Consider the following 13,899-nt stretch of genomic DNA (forward strand, 5'->3'; position numbering starts at 1 on the left):
GTGGTGCTGATCATTGGTTAATCCTCAGCTTGATTATTGGTTATGCTCGCTGTCTCTCCAGCCGTCCTTCGGTCTTTCCCGAACTGTCAGAACGTCGTACCTGCTGCGCTTTTGCTTATCCCCATTGTTCGCGTCGGATAATGCCTCCGACTTGAGTTCTGGAGATGTTGTATTTCTCGCCTATTTGCTTTTGGGTGTACTGGCCAGTGCCATACTCCTCGCGAATTCTTTCTGCTTTTTCCCTATCAATTTTTGCGTTTGGCATCGGGTGCCTGCCTCTTTTGACGCAATCCAGGTTGTTATCCCTTATAGTTCCGATCTCGAGGTGATCTGGATTAATGCACCTCGGGTTATCGCATTTGTGCCGCACTACGAGGCCTTTAATGTCATCAATACACAGTCCATTCGCTTCGCAGAACGTCAGCCGGTGAGCGTAAGTGCTTCTCAAAACACCGGCGATTTTTCTGTTTGTTGCCAGGTAACCGTCGGCATTGCCAACGCGACCGTGATCGACGCATTCATCTAATTTTTCAGCAATGACCTTCATGTTCATCCGCCTCAGGTTGGCTACTTAGTCATCACGACAGCCACGAAGTAACTCGGGGTCTTGCTTCGTGGGCGTCCTGCCTTGATGACTCGTTGCTGCGATGAGACTAAGTAAACATGTTCTTTACTTTTTAGTCAAGCATTAATGAGTTAAAAGGTAAAGTGGTGCTTTACATGGTGATGTCCAGGCGTAAAAAAAGCCGGCCTCGGGCCGACTTGGTGGGTTGGAAACGAAAAAGGCCAGGGGCTTGGATAGCCTCTGGCCTTCTGAATCTCAAAAATTACTCTTCGATCGGCTTATACCGCCCTCGCAGGTACTTCTCAACGTACTCATCGATTTCTTTTAGCCGGAGCTGGAAGAGATCAATCATGCGTTCTTGTTCTGCTTCCGGAAGCTGACGGAATAATTCAAGCATTTCTAGTTCTTTGGGCTTTAGCCCTGTGTCTTCATCTACAACCTCGCCCAGAAGCCATGCGAGGGAAACCCCACCAGCCTCAGCAACGGCAATTGCAGATTTTTTGCTCATAGTTCCGGTTTTAAACCAACCCGTAACTGCTTGTTTACTGACATTGGCAACTCGAGCCATTTCCGCTTTGGAAAGCCCTTTATCGTTAAGTTCTGTCAGCCTTGAAACGAGGCTTGGTTGTGATTGTTCCGTATTCATAATCAGCATTGTAAATGTTTGCTTTACTTTAACAAGGCACGCATTGCTTGACTCAATAGTAAATAATTGCTTTACTTAATTTCTCAATGACAGGAGAGAAACTATGACGGCACTTGATAAAGCAATTGAGATAGCGGGCTCCGCAAAGAAGCTCAGCTCAATGCTTGGGATTTCCAGGATGGCTATAAGCTTGTGGAAAAACGACGGAAAAGGGGTGGTACCCGCCCATCGTGTTCTTTCCATTCATCAAGCAACAGGCGTGACGCCCCACGAACTGCGCCCGGATCTTTACCCAAACCCAACCGACGGCCTACCACAAGCAACGCAGGATAGCAGGCCTGAAAATTAAGGACTGATTTATGGAAATCAAACACGAGCAGATACGCGAAGCGCTGCGCGGGTGGGCCATCGAAACAACCCAGCGCACGGTAGCCGCCGAGATCACCCGCGCTTATTTTGACCTGCAGTTACAGGCGCCACTGCTGGCGCAGATCGAACGTGCCGACGGCAGTGTTGATGATGCTGCATGGCACAACAACAAGCAGCAGATTTTCCGGTGGCTCGACAGCGATAGTGTGGCCGCGCGCCGCAAGATTCAACAGCTGCAACCGGCGATCCTCGCCGCGCTGCCAGCAGAGCTACGCGCCCGGCTGATTGCCGGAAACAGCATTGAATATCTGGCAATCCGCGCGCTGAAGGAACACCAAGGGGCGATCGCCGCGGCGCTGCTGAACGCGTTGCCGACCGACTTTGAACGGGAATGCGACAAAGCTGAGCGAAGCCTCAACGAGTTACGGCGCGCCTATTCAACCCTGCATTAACCGGAGCATAAACCAATGGCCAATTTTTCAAGAGCACAGATCGAAACACAGATCCGCGCCCAACTGGTGCGCGAGGGAATTCCCGACGACGTGGCGCGCTCGGCTGCCGGCCGTGGCGCCGATCATTACCTATCCCGGCCGAACGCGACGATCGCCAGCAGTATCGCAATCGCAAAGACGTACGCAAAGCCGCTAAAGCGGGTGAAGGGCAAGCCGGCCATTAAGCCGGCGACGGGGAATGGGGTAAAGACGTGGCGGCGTAGTTAAAACGGTGCTTTTGCGTAGTCGATGGCTGATGACAACGCTTCCATGAGCACAGGGATGTCTTCTATATGGATTCGAATTGTATCCGACTCTCCGGTGGTCGAATCGGTTTGAGATATTTCAACAAAATCACCGTTAGTGAGCGTTACACCGATTTCATCTCGCTGAGGAAGAACACGTAAGAATTTAGACATGACATTTTCCCTTGTACTAGAACAGGCCGAAGTTGAATGAGCAATATTAACTCGAAGGCTACAGCCATGCCAAAACCTTTGGCTAAGAGTAAGGCTAATAACGAGCCTTACAGAAAGGTGAAGATCACTATGTGGGATGACCCGAGATTCCGGGCGTTGTCCCCGTTGCCACCTAGCGGGCAGAGCTTGTTTATTTACCTGCTCACAGGCCCGTTCACGGGGATTATTCCTGGGTTATTCAAGGCCGGGCGCGCGGCTTTAGCTGAGGAACTGGGCTGGGATGTCGAAGCCTTCGACTTAGCCTTAGGCGAAGCCTTATCCCTTGGGATGGTCAAAGCCGACATCCAAGCCCGAGTTTTTTGGCTGCCCAACGCCGCCAAACATAACCCGCCAACGTCGGTAAACGTCATCAAATCGTGGGTGAGGGCGTTCGAATTACTGCCCGAATGTGACCTCAAATATGAGGCGTTGGAATCCCTGAAAGCCGCATCGCATGGGGTTTCACAGGCTATGGGGTTGGCATTCGATAAGGCTTTCTCTTTGGCTAATCCTTTGGCTACGGATAAGCCTAAGCCTTTGCCAAGAGGTATCCAGAAAGCAGTAAGCAGTAAACAGATCTTAAACCCCACACATAACGCGCGTGGGCGCGAAGATGGGCAGCCATCAGGGGATTCGGCGCCGCCGGAGTTTGTGGATGACACCTGGCCTGATGATCCCGCTGTAAAAAAACCGATGACTGCCGACTGGCAGCCGTCGCCAGATTTCCGCCAGCGCGCCGCGCTCTGGAATGTACACCTGCCGGCCACCGGGTGGGAGCAGCACGAACTGGCATCGTTCCGAGATTATTGGACAGCGGAAGGCAAGGTATTCCACCAGGTGCAGTGGGAACAAAAGTTCGCCCGGCATCTGGCCAGCCAGCCTTCGCTAAATCGAAAAGCAAACGCAACGGGAGGTAACCATGCGGAATTCAGATACAACCCGGGTGATCAGCGCTCGTACTACGAGCAGTTCACCGAATGGGAGCGGCAGTCCGGGGGGCAGTCCGCCTCCGCAGGAGTGGGCGCTCTGGGAGCTGATGACCAAAATCTACGGCCAGCGGTGGATTGCCAAGAATGGCAATCGTCCATCGGACCTATGGACGGCGCAGGTCAATTCGATGACGAGTGAACAACTCACCCGCGTATGCAGTGCCTTCGCGGACAAGTGCAAAGCCGGCAGCCACTGGCCGCCCGATCTTGCCGAGTTTGTCGCGGTGACCGCCGAATGCAGCGGTGGTGCGTTCGGGCTGACGGTTGACGATGTTCTCGCCGAGAACAAGCGTTGGCGCAATGAGTTCTACCGCTACAGCTGCGCAGAGACGTTCGAGTGGCGCCATCCGGTGCTTTACCACATCTGCATCGCACTCAAACGCATTGGCATTGAGAGAAAACTCACAGAGCGTGAACTGCGTGCTCAGGCCGCGAAAGAACTGGAGCGCTGGGAAAAACGGGTTGCAGGCGGATTGCCTATCCCGCCGATCCGTCGACAGCTGGCGCCGCCTAAAGCACCCCCAGGGCCAACGCCGGCGGAACTGCTTTATGCGGAGTACAAGCGTAAAAAGGGGATTATTTAACACTATGAAAAAGATAGTAAAACCGGAGCATAAACCAATGACCAACGATCAGGCTGTCAGAGTAACCGCAAAGCAGCTCGTGGAAATCATCCTCGGCAAAGAAATGAGCACCACTGAAATCTGGCAAGCGGTCAAAGCCGCGCACCCGGCAAACACGATGACGCGGCAGGAGCTGGCGCTCAGGCTGCGGTCGATGATCAGATCGCCGGACGTAAAAATCACAAAGAAGGGCTGCGGGCCGAGGGCGCTTTACAAGCTGACAAGCGTGTCCGACAAATTTGTTGAGTAATGACTGAATTTTAATCTGTAGCACATCAAGGCCCGCAAAGGGCCTTTTCTTTGCTTGCAAACTCAAATTATTCTAACCATAATTATACTGTACAAATAAACAGTATTTTGGCGTTAGGCTGTGATAGCAGAATTAGTAATCAATAAAAAACAAAGCGTTACTAAGCCAAATTACACACAGCAAAGGAGGTTGAGGTGACCGGATTACAAGACACGCCCCCAGGAGGGTACAAAGTCGTGCGCTGCATGGATGATGCGGTGGTTGCCAGATTCAAAAATTTCCCCGTCTGCGAGCGGGCGTTGATGTACCGAAAGGGCGATCAGATCTCCTTCATGCCCCTACAGCCAGAAGATATTGTCGGCACACCCAAATTGATAACACAAATTTTAGAGCGGGCCGGCTACCGTAACCTGAATTCTGATAGACTCACTTAACGGGCCTGAACACCCCGTGCCTGCTGCGCCACAGGAGAGAACATGGCGCAGTTACAACTCATCAAGCAATCACCAGGAATACTGATCCCGGCCACGCCGGAGACCAGCGAATTTCTGCAATCGAAATGTAAGCTCGGCGCCGTGCTGGTGGCCGATTTCAAACAGGTGCGCAACCCGGCGTTTCACCGTCGTTTTTTTGCGCTTCTCAATCTGGGATTCGAATACTGGGAGCCTACCGGCGGCGCCATATCGACGAACGAGCGCAAGCTGGTTACCGGCTACGCCAGATTCCTGGCTACGTTCGGCGGCAATGAGCCGGCGCTTCTGAATGCGGCTGAGCAGTATCTCGAGCGCATCGCTGATCGGCGTGCCGGCAGCATCAGCGCGTGCAAATCCTTTGACGCCTATCGCGCGTGGGTGACGGTCGAGGCTGGCCACTATGACGCGATCCAACTCCCCGACGGCACTCTCCGCAAACACCCCCGCAGCATCGCGTTCGCCAACATGGACGAAACCGAGTTCCATCAGCTGTACCAAGCTGCTCTCGATGTTTTATGGCGCTGGATCCTGCACAAGCCGTTTCGCTCCCACGAGGAAGCCGAGAACGCCGCGGCGCAGCTGATGAATTTTGCGGGGTGAGGCGATGAAAATTTACCGCAGCAAAAAATGGTTGGCGGCCGTCGGCCAAATCGAACAATGCGTGTTGTGTGGAAGCTGGGGAACCCAGGTCGCACATAGAAATGAGGGCAAAGGCATGGGGCTAAAAACGGACGACTGCGCCACCGCGGCGCTCTGCGTTTGTTGCCACACCGCGATCGATAACGGCAAAGATCTCTCACGCGAAGAGCGGCGCCAGATGATGGACCGCGCGATCGTTCTGACGATTATTCAAATCGCCCGCCGCGGGCTGGTGGTGCCGCAATGATGAACGCAAAGCAACTGGAATATATACGGCTGGAGTTAACCCATGCGCTGCATGATGACTCCGGCGGTACTAAGGGGCAACTCCAGGCATTTATCGAGCACCCGCCGGCGGACAAAAACCATTTGCCCCGCCAAAAAATTCATAAGGTGACGCTTGAGGGTGGCCGCGAGGTCAACGCCGAAAATTCTGCGGTCTATGCGTTAGAGACACGCAGCCGCAGGCGGCCAATGCCACCGATCAACGATCATGTCTTTTCGTCGTGCGCCTGGCGCCGAGCAGTGATGACGTTGGGCGATCATCAAATCGCATGGCTGCGATACTGCTACGGCTTCGATCTGCAGTTCAAATATCAGACCGAAATTTGCCAGCACGTGTGGGAGAGCTACCAGGTGTACAAAGTCGGCAAGCGCCTTCAGTCAAAAATTATTAAGCGCCTGGTGTCGTTAGTCTGGCTGGCCGTGCAGGAAACCGCGGCAAAAAATAAAAATGAGACGTACAAGGAATACGCCGGCAGCGCGCTGGCCAATTTGATGAGCGTCGACCGCTCAACCTGGTCACGAGTATATGCGCCGCACTGGGCGCGCCTGAAAGAGGTCGCAGAGAAAATGGATGTGGAAGCCCTGGAGCTGGTGTCGTCACGTCGCGAAGAGATTATTTATCGGTTGGAATTGCAAAATGCAACAAAATAGGGCATATTCGACGCTAATTTGATAAATTGCCAAAATTGTGTTAACCCGCCCGCGCGCGGGTTTTTTTATTTCCCGCTCCAGATGGGCGCCCCGGAAAGTTGCCGCTCTCCGGGGCTGTATGCCCGCGTCAACAGTCACGAGCACACCCGTCTATTGGAGTGCCGAGACCTTGAAAAATCACGTTAATGCAGTTGTATCACGCGCCAGCGGAAAGCCTGCCCCGATCGTCTATGCTGGCGAAACCGTCGGTTTTGGATGCGACGATCTCCACGTTGCAACGATCCCGGTTTGGCTTGCCCGCCTGGTGATCAGCCATTTTCACTACAGCAAGCGCGTAGTGAACAACTCCTATTTGCACCTGGGTATTTTTGACGGTCGCGAGCTGGTGGGCGTCATGCAGTGGGGCTACGCGATGAACCCTAGCAGCGGGGCGCGCGTCGTGACCGGCACCGGCAACCGCGAATACATGGAGTTAAATCGGCTCTGGGTGCATGACCGGATGCCGCGCAATACCGAATCACGCGCAATCAGCTATGCGCTGAAAACCATCAAGTTGCTCTATCCCGCTGTGGATTGGGTGCAGACGTTCGCCGACGAACGCTGTGGCCGGTTCGGCGTCGTGTATCAGGCGAGCAATTTCGATTACGTCGGCAGCCATCAAACGACGTTCTACGAGCTCGACGGCGAGTGGTATCACAAAATCGCAATGACGACGAAAGGGCGCAAGGCTGGCGCCCGAGGAAATTTCTTGCAGGCGAACGCACACCGCGCCACCGCCCACACATTTAATCAGTTCAGGTATATCCGCTTTCTGAACAAGCGGGCGCGCCGGCGGCTAAACACGAAGCTGTTCAGCCCGAAGCCATACCCGAAACCTGAGAATTCACCCTAACCCGGCACCCGCTGGGTTTTCTTTTTTCATCACCCGACGATCGGGCCAGCCCCGACAGGGGGAGGACATGAAAATGCCTGACAAAAACCCCGACTTGTGGGCGCAACTGATTGCATGGCTTGCCGCTCACAAGGAGGGCGGCGGCTATGCGGCCACGGCTGCGCTAATGGCGTTATTGCGCAGCGCGTACGTTGGCCAGCAGGGATGGACACGCCGACTAATTGACGCCGCAATGTGCGCGATGGTCGCGTATTTCATCAAAGATTGCCTGGATGCGATCGGCTGGGATTCCACCTATGCCTATCTCGGCAGCATGTTTATCGGCTATGCCGGCGTCGACTATTTCGGAAATATGCTGCGCCGCATCGCCAGCAACCGCACTGGCTCCCCACGACAGGAATAATTCATGACTCAGGATCAATTCAAAGAGGCGGCCGGCATTGGCGCCGGACTGGCCGCGCGCTGGTTTCCACATCTGGAGGCAACGTTTGCCGAGTTTGGTATCACGTCGCCAGTGGCGCAGGCAATGTTCATTGCTCAGGTCGGGCATGAATCGACCGGTTTCACTGCGGTCGCGGAATCTTTCAACTACAGCGTTGATGGCCTGATTGCCACATTTGGCCCCAAATCGAAAGCCAAACGGCTGACGGCAGAGCAATGCAAAATGCTGGGGCGCCAGCGCGGAGAATCGGTGGTGCCGGTGAACCGCCAGGCGGCGATCGCGAATCTCGTCTACGGCGGCCGCCTGGGTAACAAATCCACGGGAGACGGTTGGAAATACCGCGGGCGCGGCCTGATCCAGATCACCGGCGCCGACAATTATCGCGCCTGCAGCGCCGGCATCAAAACCGATTTGCTGTTGGTGCCTGACCTGCTGGAAAAAGACGAGTACGCGATGCGCTCCGCCGGCTGGTTCTGGAAATCGCGGAATTGTGGCCAGTACGCCGGCGACGTCGAACGGGTGACGCTGCTAATCAACGGCGGCAATAACGGGCTGGCAGACCGCAAAGAACGATTTGAGCGTGCGCGCCAGGCACTGGCATGAGCGGCTGGCTCTCAAAACTGGCTGGCGGGGGAATGTTGCTCCTGCTGGTGGCGGCAATCTGCTTGGGTGGTTACAGCTCGCTGTTGTCGCACCGGTTAGAGCTGGCACGCCAGCAGGTTGCAGAGCAGAAAAAGACGCTGGCGCAGCAGACAGGACTGATCACCACACTGCGCGCGGATGACGCCCGTAATCGCGCAATGATGGCCGAACAGCAACGGAGAGAGCAGCAACTGCGCCAGCAGGGCGAAAACTACCAGAGGAAATATCAGGATGCCATTAAAAATGACGAGTGCGCCCGCCGCACTGCTCCTGGTGCTGTTCTTGGCCTCCTGCGCGGAACGGACACCACCGCCGCCGGCGCCGCTCGTGCTGTTACCCCCTGAGTCGGTGTTCAACCCCTGCGAACAACCAAAATTGCAGGGTGACACCTGGGGGGATATCGGCAGCCACGCACTGGCGCTGCAAACAGCGTTATCAATCTGCGCCGGCCAGGTGGCCACGCTGAACCAATGGCGGGCAGCCGCCGGGAGAAAACAATGAGCGAAGCTAAGTCGCAAGATGGCAGCACTGTAACGGGGTATCGTGAACTGTCATTTGGCGAAATCGGGAAGATGAATCAATTCAAAGATATCAGCCGCCAGTTCATCAAACTTCTGCGCGAGCATGTTGGCGATGTCCGGGCCGATTGGGAAGCAACGGATTGGGCTCGCCAGGCTGAGATGGATATGAAGCGAGCTTGTATGGCCGCTTGCCGGTCCGTGGCGAAGCCGGATGCTGATTGCTAACACCATCTGCATTACAGGTGGCATTCACTGAGTGCCATCGATAATGCGCAAGCAAAACCATCAACGGATCCTGCCCGGTCACCCTGACTATTATCCGCTGGTGGTTTTTTTATGGAGTAACGCCATGTCGAAACCGGAAGAAAGCGGCCTTGAGCGCGATTACTGTGCCGGTCAGCTTTCTCTGCGTGAGATGGCAAAGATTTACGGCATCAGTGAAGCAGCCATCAGAAAGCGGGCCAAAAAGCATGGTTGGGTACGCAGTGAGAAAACTGGTACGCAACCCGGTACGCAGGTACGCAAAAAAGGTACGCAAAAAGAGAAGGTGCGCACCAAGCCAAAAGCGGCAGGAAAAACCTCAGAAAAAGGCGAGGTGGAACTGACGGTTGATCCTGATGAATATGGTCTGACGTTGCAGCAGGCGTGGTTTGTTCATTGGTGCGTAGTGAGTAAAAGCAGGGTTGAAGCGTACCGCCTGGCTGGCTACGAGGGGACAGGGAACACCGCCTATGTGGGCGCCAGCCGTCTGTACAGAAGGGATAGCGTTCGGCGCGCTATTCGCGACCTGCAGGAAAGAACGGCAAAGCGCTACCAGGCAGACCTCGACGATTTGATAAATCAGCTGGTGGCAATAACCAAAGCTGACCCGAACGACCTGATGCAGTACCGGCGAGTGAATTGTCGTTACTGCTGGGGTGAGGGACACAAATACCAGTGGCGAGATCTGGGCGAGCAACTTAAGGCCGAAAAAAAAGCCGAGGCCGACAACAGGCCTCCGCCGGATTTGTCGGGCGGCATTGGGTTTATCGAAAACATGGATCCCAACCCGGACTGTCCGCATTGCAACGGCGAGGGTGAAGGTTATGTCCACATCCACGACACCCGGGACCATGTCGGCGACGCGCGATTTTATTTCACTGGTGTGAAGGAAACGAAATTCGGCATCGAGATCCAAACGGAGGATAAGAAAGCCGCTCGGGCCATGTTGATCCAACTCATCACGAAACTGGATCTGAATAATCCGGCGAGTGATGTACCGAGAGGCCTCGACGATTTCTATGCAGATATTGGACAAAGCAAGCCTGAATCCAGCGCTCCGGCAGTTCTGGACGACAAAGGCGAGGAATAAGGTTTTATACGGTGGGCGAACCTCATCGAAGTCATGGGACGCCGCCGGCTTTGCGACGTTCCTGAGCGACAAATACCGCCTGCGTTTTTTATGCACGCGCCAGATCCAAAACAAAATTGAGGAATCGGTGTACGCGTTGCTGAAAATTCAGATCGAGCGGTTTGGCCTGCGTCATCGCTTCCGCATTCTGGACAACAAAATCATCAACCGGTTTACCGGCAGTGAATTCATGTTTTACGGGTTGTGGCGACACGTTGACGAGATCAAGTCGCTGGAAAGCATCGATGTGCTCTGGAACGAAGAGGCGCACGCGATGACAGAGGCTCAATGGGAAATTCTGGAGCCAACGATCCGTAAGGAAGGATCGGAGTGCTGGTTTTTGTTCAACCCGCGTTTAACGACTGATTTTGTCTGGCGAAATTTCGTTGTTACGCCGCCGCCTGACACGCTGGTCAGAAAAATAAATTTCGACGAAAACCCGTTTCTCAGTCGCACCATCATGAACGTGATCGAGGCCGCCAAGGCCCGCGATGAGGAAATGTTCGAGCACGTTTATCTCGGCGTGCCTCGCACGGACGACGATGAAGCCATTATCAAGCTCTCGTGGATAGAGGCCGCTGTCGACGCTCACAAGGCGCTCAACATCGAACCGGCCGGCCGCCGGCGCGTAGGCTTTGACGTTGCCGACAGCGGCGCTGATAAGTGCGCCAACGTGTATGCGCATGGTTCGGTGGCGCTTTGGGCTGATGAATGGAAAGCACTTGAAGACGAGCTGATGAAAAGCTGTAAACGCACGTACAACGTTGCGTTGAAGCATGATGCGGCGATCGTGTACGACAGCATCGGCGTTGGTGCATCGAGTGGCTCTAAGTTTGCCGAAATAAACGAGGAACGTGAAAACGCCAGTGATTGGGGCGCGGAAGCGATCGAGTATTTCAAATTTAACGCCGGCGGTGCGGTCTTCGAGCCAGAGCGTGAATATCAGCCAGGCATCACCAATAAAGATTTTTTCGCAAATATAAAAGCGCAGGCCTGGTGGCTTGTCGCTGACCGCTTCCGTAATACGTACAACGTGATTAACGGGAAGGAAAAACGCGAGAGCTTTACTGACGACCAGCTGATCAGCATCGATTCCGATTGTCCGCTGCTGGACAAACTCAAATTTGAGTTATCCACGCCGAAACGCGATTTCGATAAAAACGGGCGCGTGAAAGTGGAAACGAAAGACGATCTGAAAAAGCGCGACATTCCATCACCAAACGTCGCCGACGCTTTCATTATGGCCTTTGCGCCGATCGAGATGCCGCTCGTGATTTCCGATGACTTCCTGGAGAATATTTGATGTGGCCCTTTAAGCGAAAAAAACCGAGTAACGAGGCGCCGCCAGTGCAGGAGGCGCCAAAGTCGCCAGGTATTGCGATCAGCGACGAGATGCTCGCCGAGGTCGGACACAAAAAGCGGCGTGAGTTCGAGAAATACGAACCGCCGGCCGGTGTTATCCCTGACGGTATCCGCAGTGCGATTCTTGCGATGGATGCAACGCCATACGATTCACTGAACGGCAGCTACCCCGATTACGTTTTCGGCGGCTTCCCAGGCTATCCCTATTTGGCGCAACTCGCCCAGCTGCCGGAATATCGCCGGATAGTGAGCGTGATCGCCGAGGAAATGACCCGCAAATGGATCAAGGTTAAAGCGGCCAGTGACGGGGATGAAAGCAAGGCTGACCGCATCGCGTTGCTCGTTAAGGCGATGGAGCGTTACAAGGTGCAGGATATTTTCCGCCTGGCTATTGAGCACGACGGATTTTTCGGCCGCGGCCAGATATACATCGATGTGCGTTCCCCGCGCGGTTTGTCCGCGTGGACGGATCCGGAGGAGCTGCAATCACGGCTGTTCCTGTCCAACAAAAAAATCACGCCCGGCTCGCTGGTGGGCTTTCGCGTGATTGAGCCGGTATGGACTTACCCAGGCATCTACAACGCCGATAACCCGCTGAGCGATGATTTCTACAAGCCGGCGGAGTGGTTCGTGATGGGTAAGACCGTGCACGCTAGCCGCATGTTGGATCTGATTTCCCGGCCGGTGCCTGACATGTTGAAGCCGGCCTATAACTTCGGTGGCTTGTCACTGACGCAAATCGCCGAGCCCTACGTCAATAACTGGCTGCGTACCCGCGATAGCGTGGGTGATGTGCTTCATTCCTTCTCCCTGAGCGGCATCAGCACGAACATGACGAATGCGTTAAGCGGAAAGAACGATCCCAACTATGCCAAGCGCGCGGAGCTGTATAACCGCACGCGGGACACGCGCGGCTTGTTGATACTGGACAAGGCGCAGGAAGAGTTCTTCCAGTTCAACACGCCACTGAGCGGACTGGATACGCTACAGGCGCAGGCACAAGAGCACATGTTCTTTGTCAGCGCGATCCCGTCGGTGAAATTCGCAGGCCTGAGCCCCACGGGGTTGAATGCCTCGAGCGAGGGCGAGATCAAGGTGTTCTACGACACGATAGCGGCCGGCGCGTCCAGATTGCTCAAGCACCCGATAAAGCGCGTGATGGACATTATCCAGTTGTCGGAGTTTGGCGACATCGATCCGGACATCACCTTTGAATTCGAATCCCTGCACGAAATGACGCGTGAACAGCAGGCCGCCATCCGCAAAACAGAAGCGGAGACGGACCAGATTTACGAGAGTATCGGCGCGGTGACGAATAACGAGGTGCGCGAAAAATTGGCCTCGGATCCGAACAGCCCCTACAGCGGTCTGGATTTAAGCGGGGAGATTGAGATTGACGACGACGAAGACGACGAAAACTTCAACCTCGAGGAAAGCGCGTCGGAAAAAGACCCTCCGTCAGATCCGACCAAACGCGGGGATTGAGGCCTGGTACCGGCGGCAGCTGGATAGGGCGGTGCAGGAGCTGCACAACAGCACGCTCTATTGGCTGCGCGCCGAATACCGGCAGACCGGGCTGGCGCAGGATGCCTCACCGGCGATCATGATGCGTGATGCCATGCGCAAATTGTCGCGGCGCTGGCGAAAAAAATTCGATGTGCTGGCCGGGAAACTGGCTGAGCGTTTCGCTTCTGATGTGATGAAGAATAGCGATGCGTCGCTTTCCACTGCATTGCAGCAGGCCGGTTTCACGGTGCCCTTCAAAATGACGGCGGAAATGAACAACGCGCTGCAGGCGACCATCACCGAGAACGTCAATCTGATCCGCTCCATTCCGCAGCAATACCTCACGCAGGTCGAAACGCTGGTAATGCAGTCGGTATCTCGCGGGCGTGATCTCGGCACCCTGACAAAAGAGCTGCAACAGCGCTATGGCGTCACCCGGCGCCGGGCGGCTTTTATCGCGCTGGATCAGAACAACAAGGCAACGTCTGCCATGCAGTCGGCGCGCCAGCGTGCGCTTGGCATCCGCCGGGGGCGGTGGCGCCATTCCCACGCAGGGAAAGAGCCGCGCATCTCCCATGTGAAAGCCGACGGCAAAGAGTTCGATCTGGACAAAGGCATGTTTATCGATGGCGAATGGATCATGCCAGGGCAAAAAATACGTTGCAGGTGTGGATGGGAGGCGATTTTACCGGGACTGGAGTAATG

At 54.9% G+C, this 13,899-nt stretch carries 23 protein-coding genes; 20 read left to right on the top strand and 3 right to left on the bottom strand.

Annotation, left to right across the window (positions count from 1 at the left end; all coding sequences use genetic code 11):
* Positions 1-115: 115 nt before the first annotated feature.
* Positions 116-547: an HNH endonuclease signature motif containing protein gene (locus GF111_RS25305; protein WP_053056870.1), complete on the bottom strand. Its 432-nt coding sequence runs from the start codon at positions 545-547 to the stop codon at positions 116-118.
* Between the two features lie 280 nt (positions 548-827).
* Positions 828-1,211: a helix-turn-helix domain-containing protein gene (locus tag GF111_RS25310; RefSeq protein WP_047730922.1), complete on the bottom strand. Its 384-nt coding sequence runs from the start codon at positions 1,209-1,211 to the stop codon at positions 828-830.
* A 103-nt stretch (positions 1,212-1,314) separates the two neighbouring features.
* Between GF111_RS25310 and GF111_RS25315 the strand changes: the two genes are divergently transcribed.
* Genes GF111_RS25315 through GF111_RS25325 form a run of 3 tightly spaced genes read left to right on the top strand, consistent with a single transcriptional unit; the run spans position 1,315 to position 2,299 of the window.
* Entirely contained in the window at positions 1,315-1,560 is a 246-nt protein-coding gene (locus GF111_RS25315) for a YdaS family helix-turn-helix protein (RefSeq protein ID WP_047730593.1), read from the top strand.
* Between the two features lie 10 nt (positions 1,561-1,570).
* The gene (locus GF111_RS25320; RefSeq protein WP_047730594.1) at positions 1,571-2,032 is read left to right on the top strand and encodes a toxin YdaT family protein; all 462 of its coding nucleotides are present in this window, start codon (positions 1,571-1,573) and stop codon (positions 2,030-2,032) included.
* A 15-nt stretch (positions 2,033-2,047) separates the two neighbouring features.
* Positions 2,048-2,299 (top strand): hypothetical protein, encoded by a 252-nt coding sequence (locus GF111_RS25325; RefSeq protein ID WP_047730595.1) that lies wholly within the window; start codon positions 2,048-2,050, stop codon positions 2,297-2,299.
* Here the strand turns inward: GF111_RS25325 and GF111_RS25330 are convergent.
* Positions 2,296-2,490, bottom strand: a complete 195-nt coding sequence (locus GF111_RS25330; RefSeq protein WP_047730596.1) for a hypothetical protein — start codon at positions 2,488-2,490, stop codon at positions 2,296-2,298. The genes GF111_RS25325 and GF111_RS25330 overlap by 4 nt on opposite strands.
* Positions 2,491-2,526: 36 nt before the next feature.
* Here GF111_RS25330 and GF111_RS25335 point away from each other — a divergent pair, with 36 nt between their 5' ends.
* The 17 genes from GF111_RS25335 (at position 2,527) to GF111_RS25415 (ending at position 13,897) form a co-directional block, all read left to right on the top strand.
* Positions 2,527-3,657 (top strand): DnaT-like ssDNA-binding domain-containing protein, encoded by a 1,131-nt coding sequence (locus tag GF111_RS25335; protein WP_224217778.1) that lies wholly within the window; start codon positions 2,527-2,529, stop codon positions 3,655-3,657.
* Positions 3,647-4,102: a replication protein P gene (locus tag GF111_RS25340; RefSeq protein WP_047730598.1), complete on the top strand. Its 456-nt coding sequence runs from the start codon at positions 3,647-3,649 to the stop codon at positions 4,100-4,102. The genes GF111_RS25335 and GF111_RS25340 overlap by 11 nt, the downstream gene beginning before the upstream one ends.
* Before the next feature lie 37 nt (positions 4,103-4,139).
* On the top strand, positions 4,140-4,391 hold the full coding sequence (locus tag GF111_RS25345) for a hypothetical protein (protein ID WP_047730599.1): 252 nt from the start codon (positions 4,140-4,142) through the stop codon (positions 4,389-4,391).
* Positions 4,392-4,585: 194 nt separating this feature from the next.
* A complete protein-coding gene (locus GF111_RS25350) occupies positions 4,586-4,825 on the top strand; it encodes a hypothetical protein (protein WP_089191850.1) in 240 nt (79 codons plus the stop codon).
* Between the two features lie 42 nt (positions 4,826-4,867).
* Positions 4,868-5,464: a DUF1367 family protein gene (locus GF111_RS25355; protein WP_047730601.1), complete on the top strand. Its 597-nt coding sequence runs from the start codon at positions 4,868-4,870 to the stop codon at positions 5,462-5,464.
* 4 nt (positions 5,465-5,468) lie between these two features.
* Positions 5,469-5,750 (top strand): DUF1364 family protein, encoded by a 282-nt coding sequence (locus GF111_RS25360; RefSeq protein ID WP_047730602.1) that lies wholly within the window; start codon positions 5,469-5,471, stop codon positions 5,748-5,750.
* Positions 5,750-6,439, top strand: a complete 690-nt coding sequence (locus GF111_RS25365; RefSeq protein WP_047730603.1) for a bacteriophage antitermination protein Q — start codon at positions 5,750-5,752, stop codon at positions 6,437-6,439. The genes GF111_RS25360 and GF111_RS25365 overlap by 1 nt, the downstream gene beginning before the upstream one ends.
* A 169-nt stretch (positions 6,440-6,608) precedes the next feature.
* The gene (locus GF111_RS25370) at positions 6,609-7,331 is read left to right on the top strand and encodes a hypothetical protein (RefSeq protein ID WP_047730604.1); all 723 of its coding nucleotides are present in this window, start codon (positions 6,609-6,611) and stop codon (positions 7,329-7,331) included.
* Positions 7,332-7,398: 67 nt separating this feature from the next.
* Positions 7,399-7,734, top strand: coding sequence for a phage holin, lambda family (locus GF111_RS25375; RefSeq protein WP_047730605.1), 336 nt, complete (start codon positions 7,399-7,401; stop codon positions 7,732-7,734).
* A 3-nt stretch (positions 7,735-7,737) separates the two neighbouring features.
* Entirely contained in the window at positions 7,738-8,376 is a 639-nt protein-coding gene (locus GF111_RS25380) for a glycoside hydrolase family 19 protein (protein WP_047730606.1), read from the top strand.
* Entirely contained in the window at positions 8,373-8,759 is a 387-nt protein-coding gene (locus GF111_RS25385; RefSeq protein ID WP_047730607.1) for a DUF2570 family protein, read from the top strand. The genes GF111_RS25380 and GF111_RS25385 overlap by 4 nt, the downstream gene beginning before the upstream one ends.
* On the top strand, positions 8,743-8,916 hold the full coding sequence (locus tag GF111_RS25390; protein ID WP_195826226.1) for a hypothetical protein: 174 nt from the start codon (positions 8,743-8,745) through the stop codon (positions 8,914-8,916). The genes GF111_RS25385 and GF111_RS25390 overlap by 17 nt, the downstream gene beginning before the upstream one ends.
* On the top strand, positions 8,913-9,161 hold the full coding sequence (locus GF111_RS25395) for a hypothetical protein (RefSeq protein ID WP_047730608.1): 249 nt from the start codon (positions 8,913-8,915) through the stop codon (positions 9,159-9,161). Before GF111_RS25390 ends, GF111_RS25395 begins: the two co-directional genes overlap by 4 nt.
* 43 nt (positions 9,162-9,204) lie before the next feature.
* A complete protein-coding gene (locus tag GF111_RS25400) occupies positions 9,205-10,287 on the top strand; it encodes a terminase small subunit (RefSeq protein ID WP_053056871.1) in 1,083 nt (360 codons plus the stop codon).
* Entirely contained in the window at positions 10,217-11,629 is a 1,413-nt protein-coding gene (locus GF111_RS25405; RefSeq protein WP_089191841.1) for a PBSX family phage terminase large subunit, read from the top strand. Before GF111_RS25400 ends, GF111_RS25405 begins: the two co-directional genes overlap by 71 nt.
* A complete protein-coding gene (locus tag GF111_RS25410) occupies positions 11,629-13,173 on the top strand; it encodes a DUF1073 domain-containing protein (RefSeq protein ID WP_047730610.1) in 1,545 nt (514 codons plus the stop codon). The genes GF111_RS25405 and GF111_RS25410 overlap by 1 nt, the downstream gene beginning before the upstream one ends.
* A 40-nt stretch (positions 13,174-13,213) precedes the next feature.
* Positions 13,214-13,897, top strand: coding sequence for a phage minor head protein (locus GF111_RS25415; protein WP_038875869.1), 684 nt, complete (start codon positions 13,214-13,216; stop codon positions 13,895-13,897).
* Positions 13,898-13,899 lie beyond the last annotated feature (2 nt).

The organism is Serratia sp. HRI (genome assembly GCF_010119335.3).
In the GTDB taxonomy this organism is placed as follows: domain Bacteria; phylum Pseudomonadota; class Gammaproteobacteria; order Enterobacterales; family Enterobacteriaceae; genus Serratia; species Serratia nevei.

Coding starts and splice junctions, on each gene's coding strand:
- GF111_RS25305 (WP_053056870.1), bottom strand. CDS start 547: ATGAAGGTCATTGCTGAAAAATTAGATGAATGCGTCGATCACGGTCGC.
- GF111_RS25310 (WP_047730922.1), bottom strand. CDS start 1,211: ATGAATACGGAACAATCACAACCAAGCCTCGTTTCAAGGCTGACAGAA.
- GF111_RS25315 (WP_047730593.1), top strand. CDS start 1,315: ATGACGGCACTTGATAAAGCAATTGAGATAGCGGGCTCCGCAAAGAAG.
- GF111_RS25320 (WP_047730594.1), top strand. CDS start 1,571: ATGGAAATCAAACACGAGCAGATACGCGAAGCGCTGCGCGGGTGGGCC.
- GF111_RS25325 (WP_047730595.1), top strand. CDS start 2,048: ATGGCCAATTTTTCAAGAGCACAGATCGAAACACAGATCCGCGCCCAA.
- GF111_RS25330 (WP_047730596.1), bottom strand. CDS start 2,490: ATGTCTAAATTCTTACGTGTTCTTCCTCAGCGAGATGAAATCGGTGTA.
- GF111_RS25335 (WP_224217778.1), top strand. CDS start 2,527: ATGAGCAATATTAACTCGAAGGCTACAGCCATGCCAAAACCTTTGGCT.
- GF111_RS25340 (WP_047730598.1), top strand. CDS start 3,647: ATGACGAGTGAACAACTCACCCGCGTATGCAGTGCCTTCGCGGACAAG.
- GF111_RS25345 (WP_047730599.1), top strand. CDS start 4,140: ATGACCAACGATCAGGCTGTCAGAGTAACCGCAAAGCAGCTCGTGGAA.
- GF111_RS25355 (WP_047730601.1), top strand. CDS start 4,868: ATGGCGCAGTTACAACTCATCAAGCAATCACCAGGAATACTGATCCCG.
- GF111_RS25360 (WP_047730602.1), top strand. CDS start 5,469: ATGAAAATTTACCGCAGCAAAAAATGGTTGGCGGCCGTCGGCCAAATC.
- GF111_RS25365 (WP_047730603.1), top strand. CDS start 5,750: ATGAACGCAAAGCAACTGGAATATATACGGCTGGAGTTAACCCATGCG.
- GF111_RS25375 (WP_047730605.1), top strand. CDS start 7,399: ATGAAAATGCCTGACAAAAACCCCGACTTGTGGGCGCAACTGATTGCA.
- GF111_RS25380 (WP_047730606.1), top strand. CDS start 7,738: ATGACTCAGGATCAATTCAAAGAGGCGGCCGGCATTGGCGCCGGACTG.
- GF111_RS25385 (WP_047730607.1), top strand. CDS start 8,373: ATGAGCGGCTGGCTCTCAAAACTGGCTGGCGGGGGAATGTTGCTCCTG.
- GF111_RS25395 (WP_047730608.1), top strand. CDS start 8,913: ATGAGCGAAGCTAAGTCGCAAGATGGCAGCACTGTAACGGGGTATCGT.
- GF111_RS25400 (WP_053056871.1), top strand. CDS start 9,205: ATGCGCAAGCAAAACCATCAACGGATCCTGCCCGGTCACCCTGACTAT.
- GF111_RS25405 (WP_089191841.1), top strand. CDS start 10,217: ATGCAGATATTGGACAAAGCAAGCCTGAATCCAGCGCTCCGGCAGTTC.
- GF111_RS25410 (WP_047730610.1), top strand. CDS start 11,629: ATGTGGCCCTTTAAGCGAAAAAAACCGAGTAACGAGGCGCCGCCAGTG.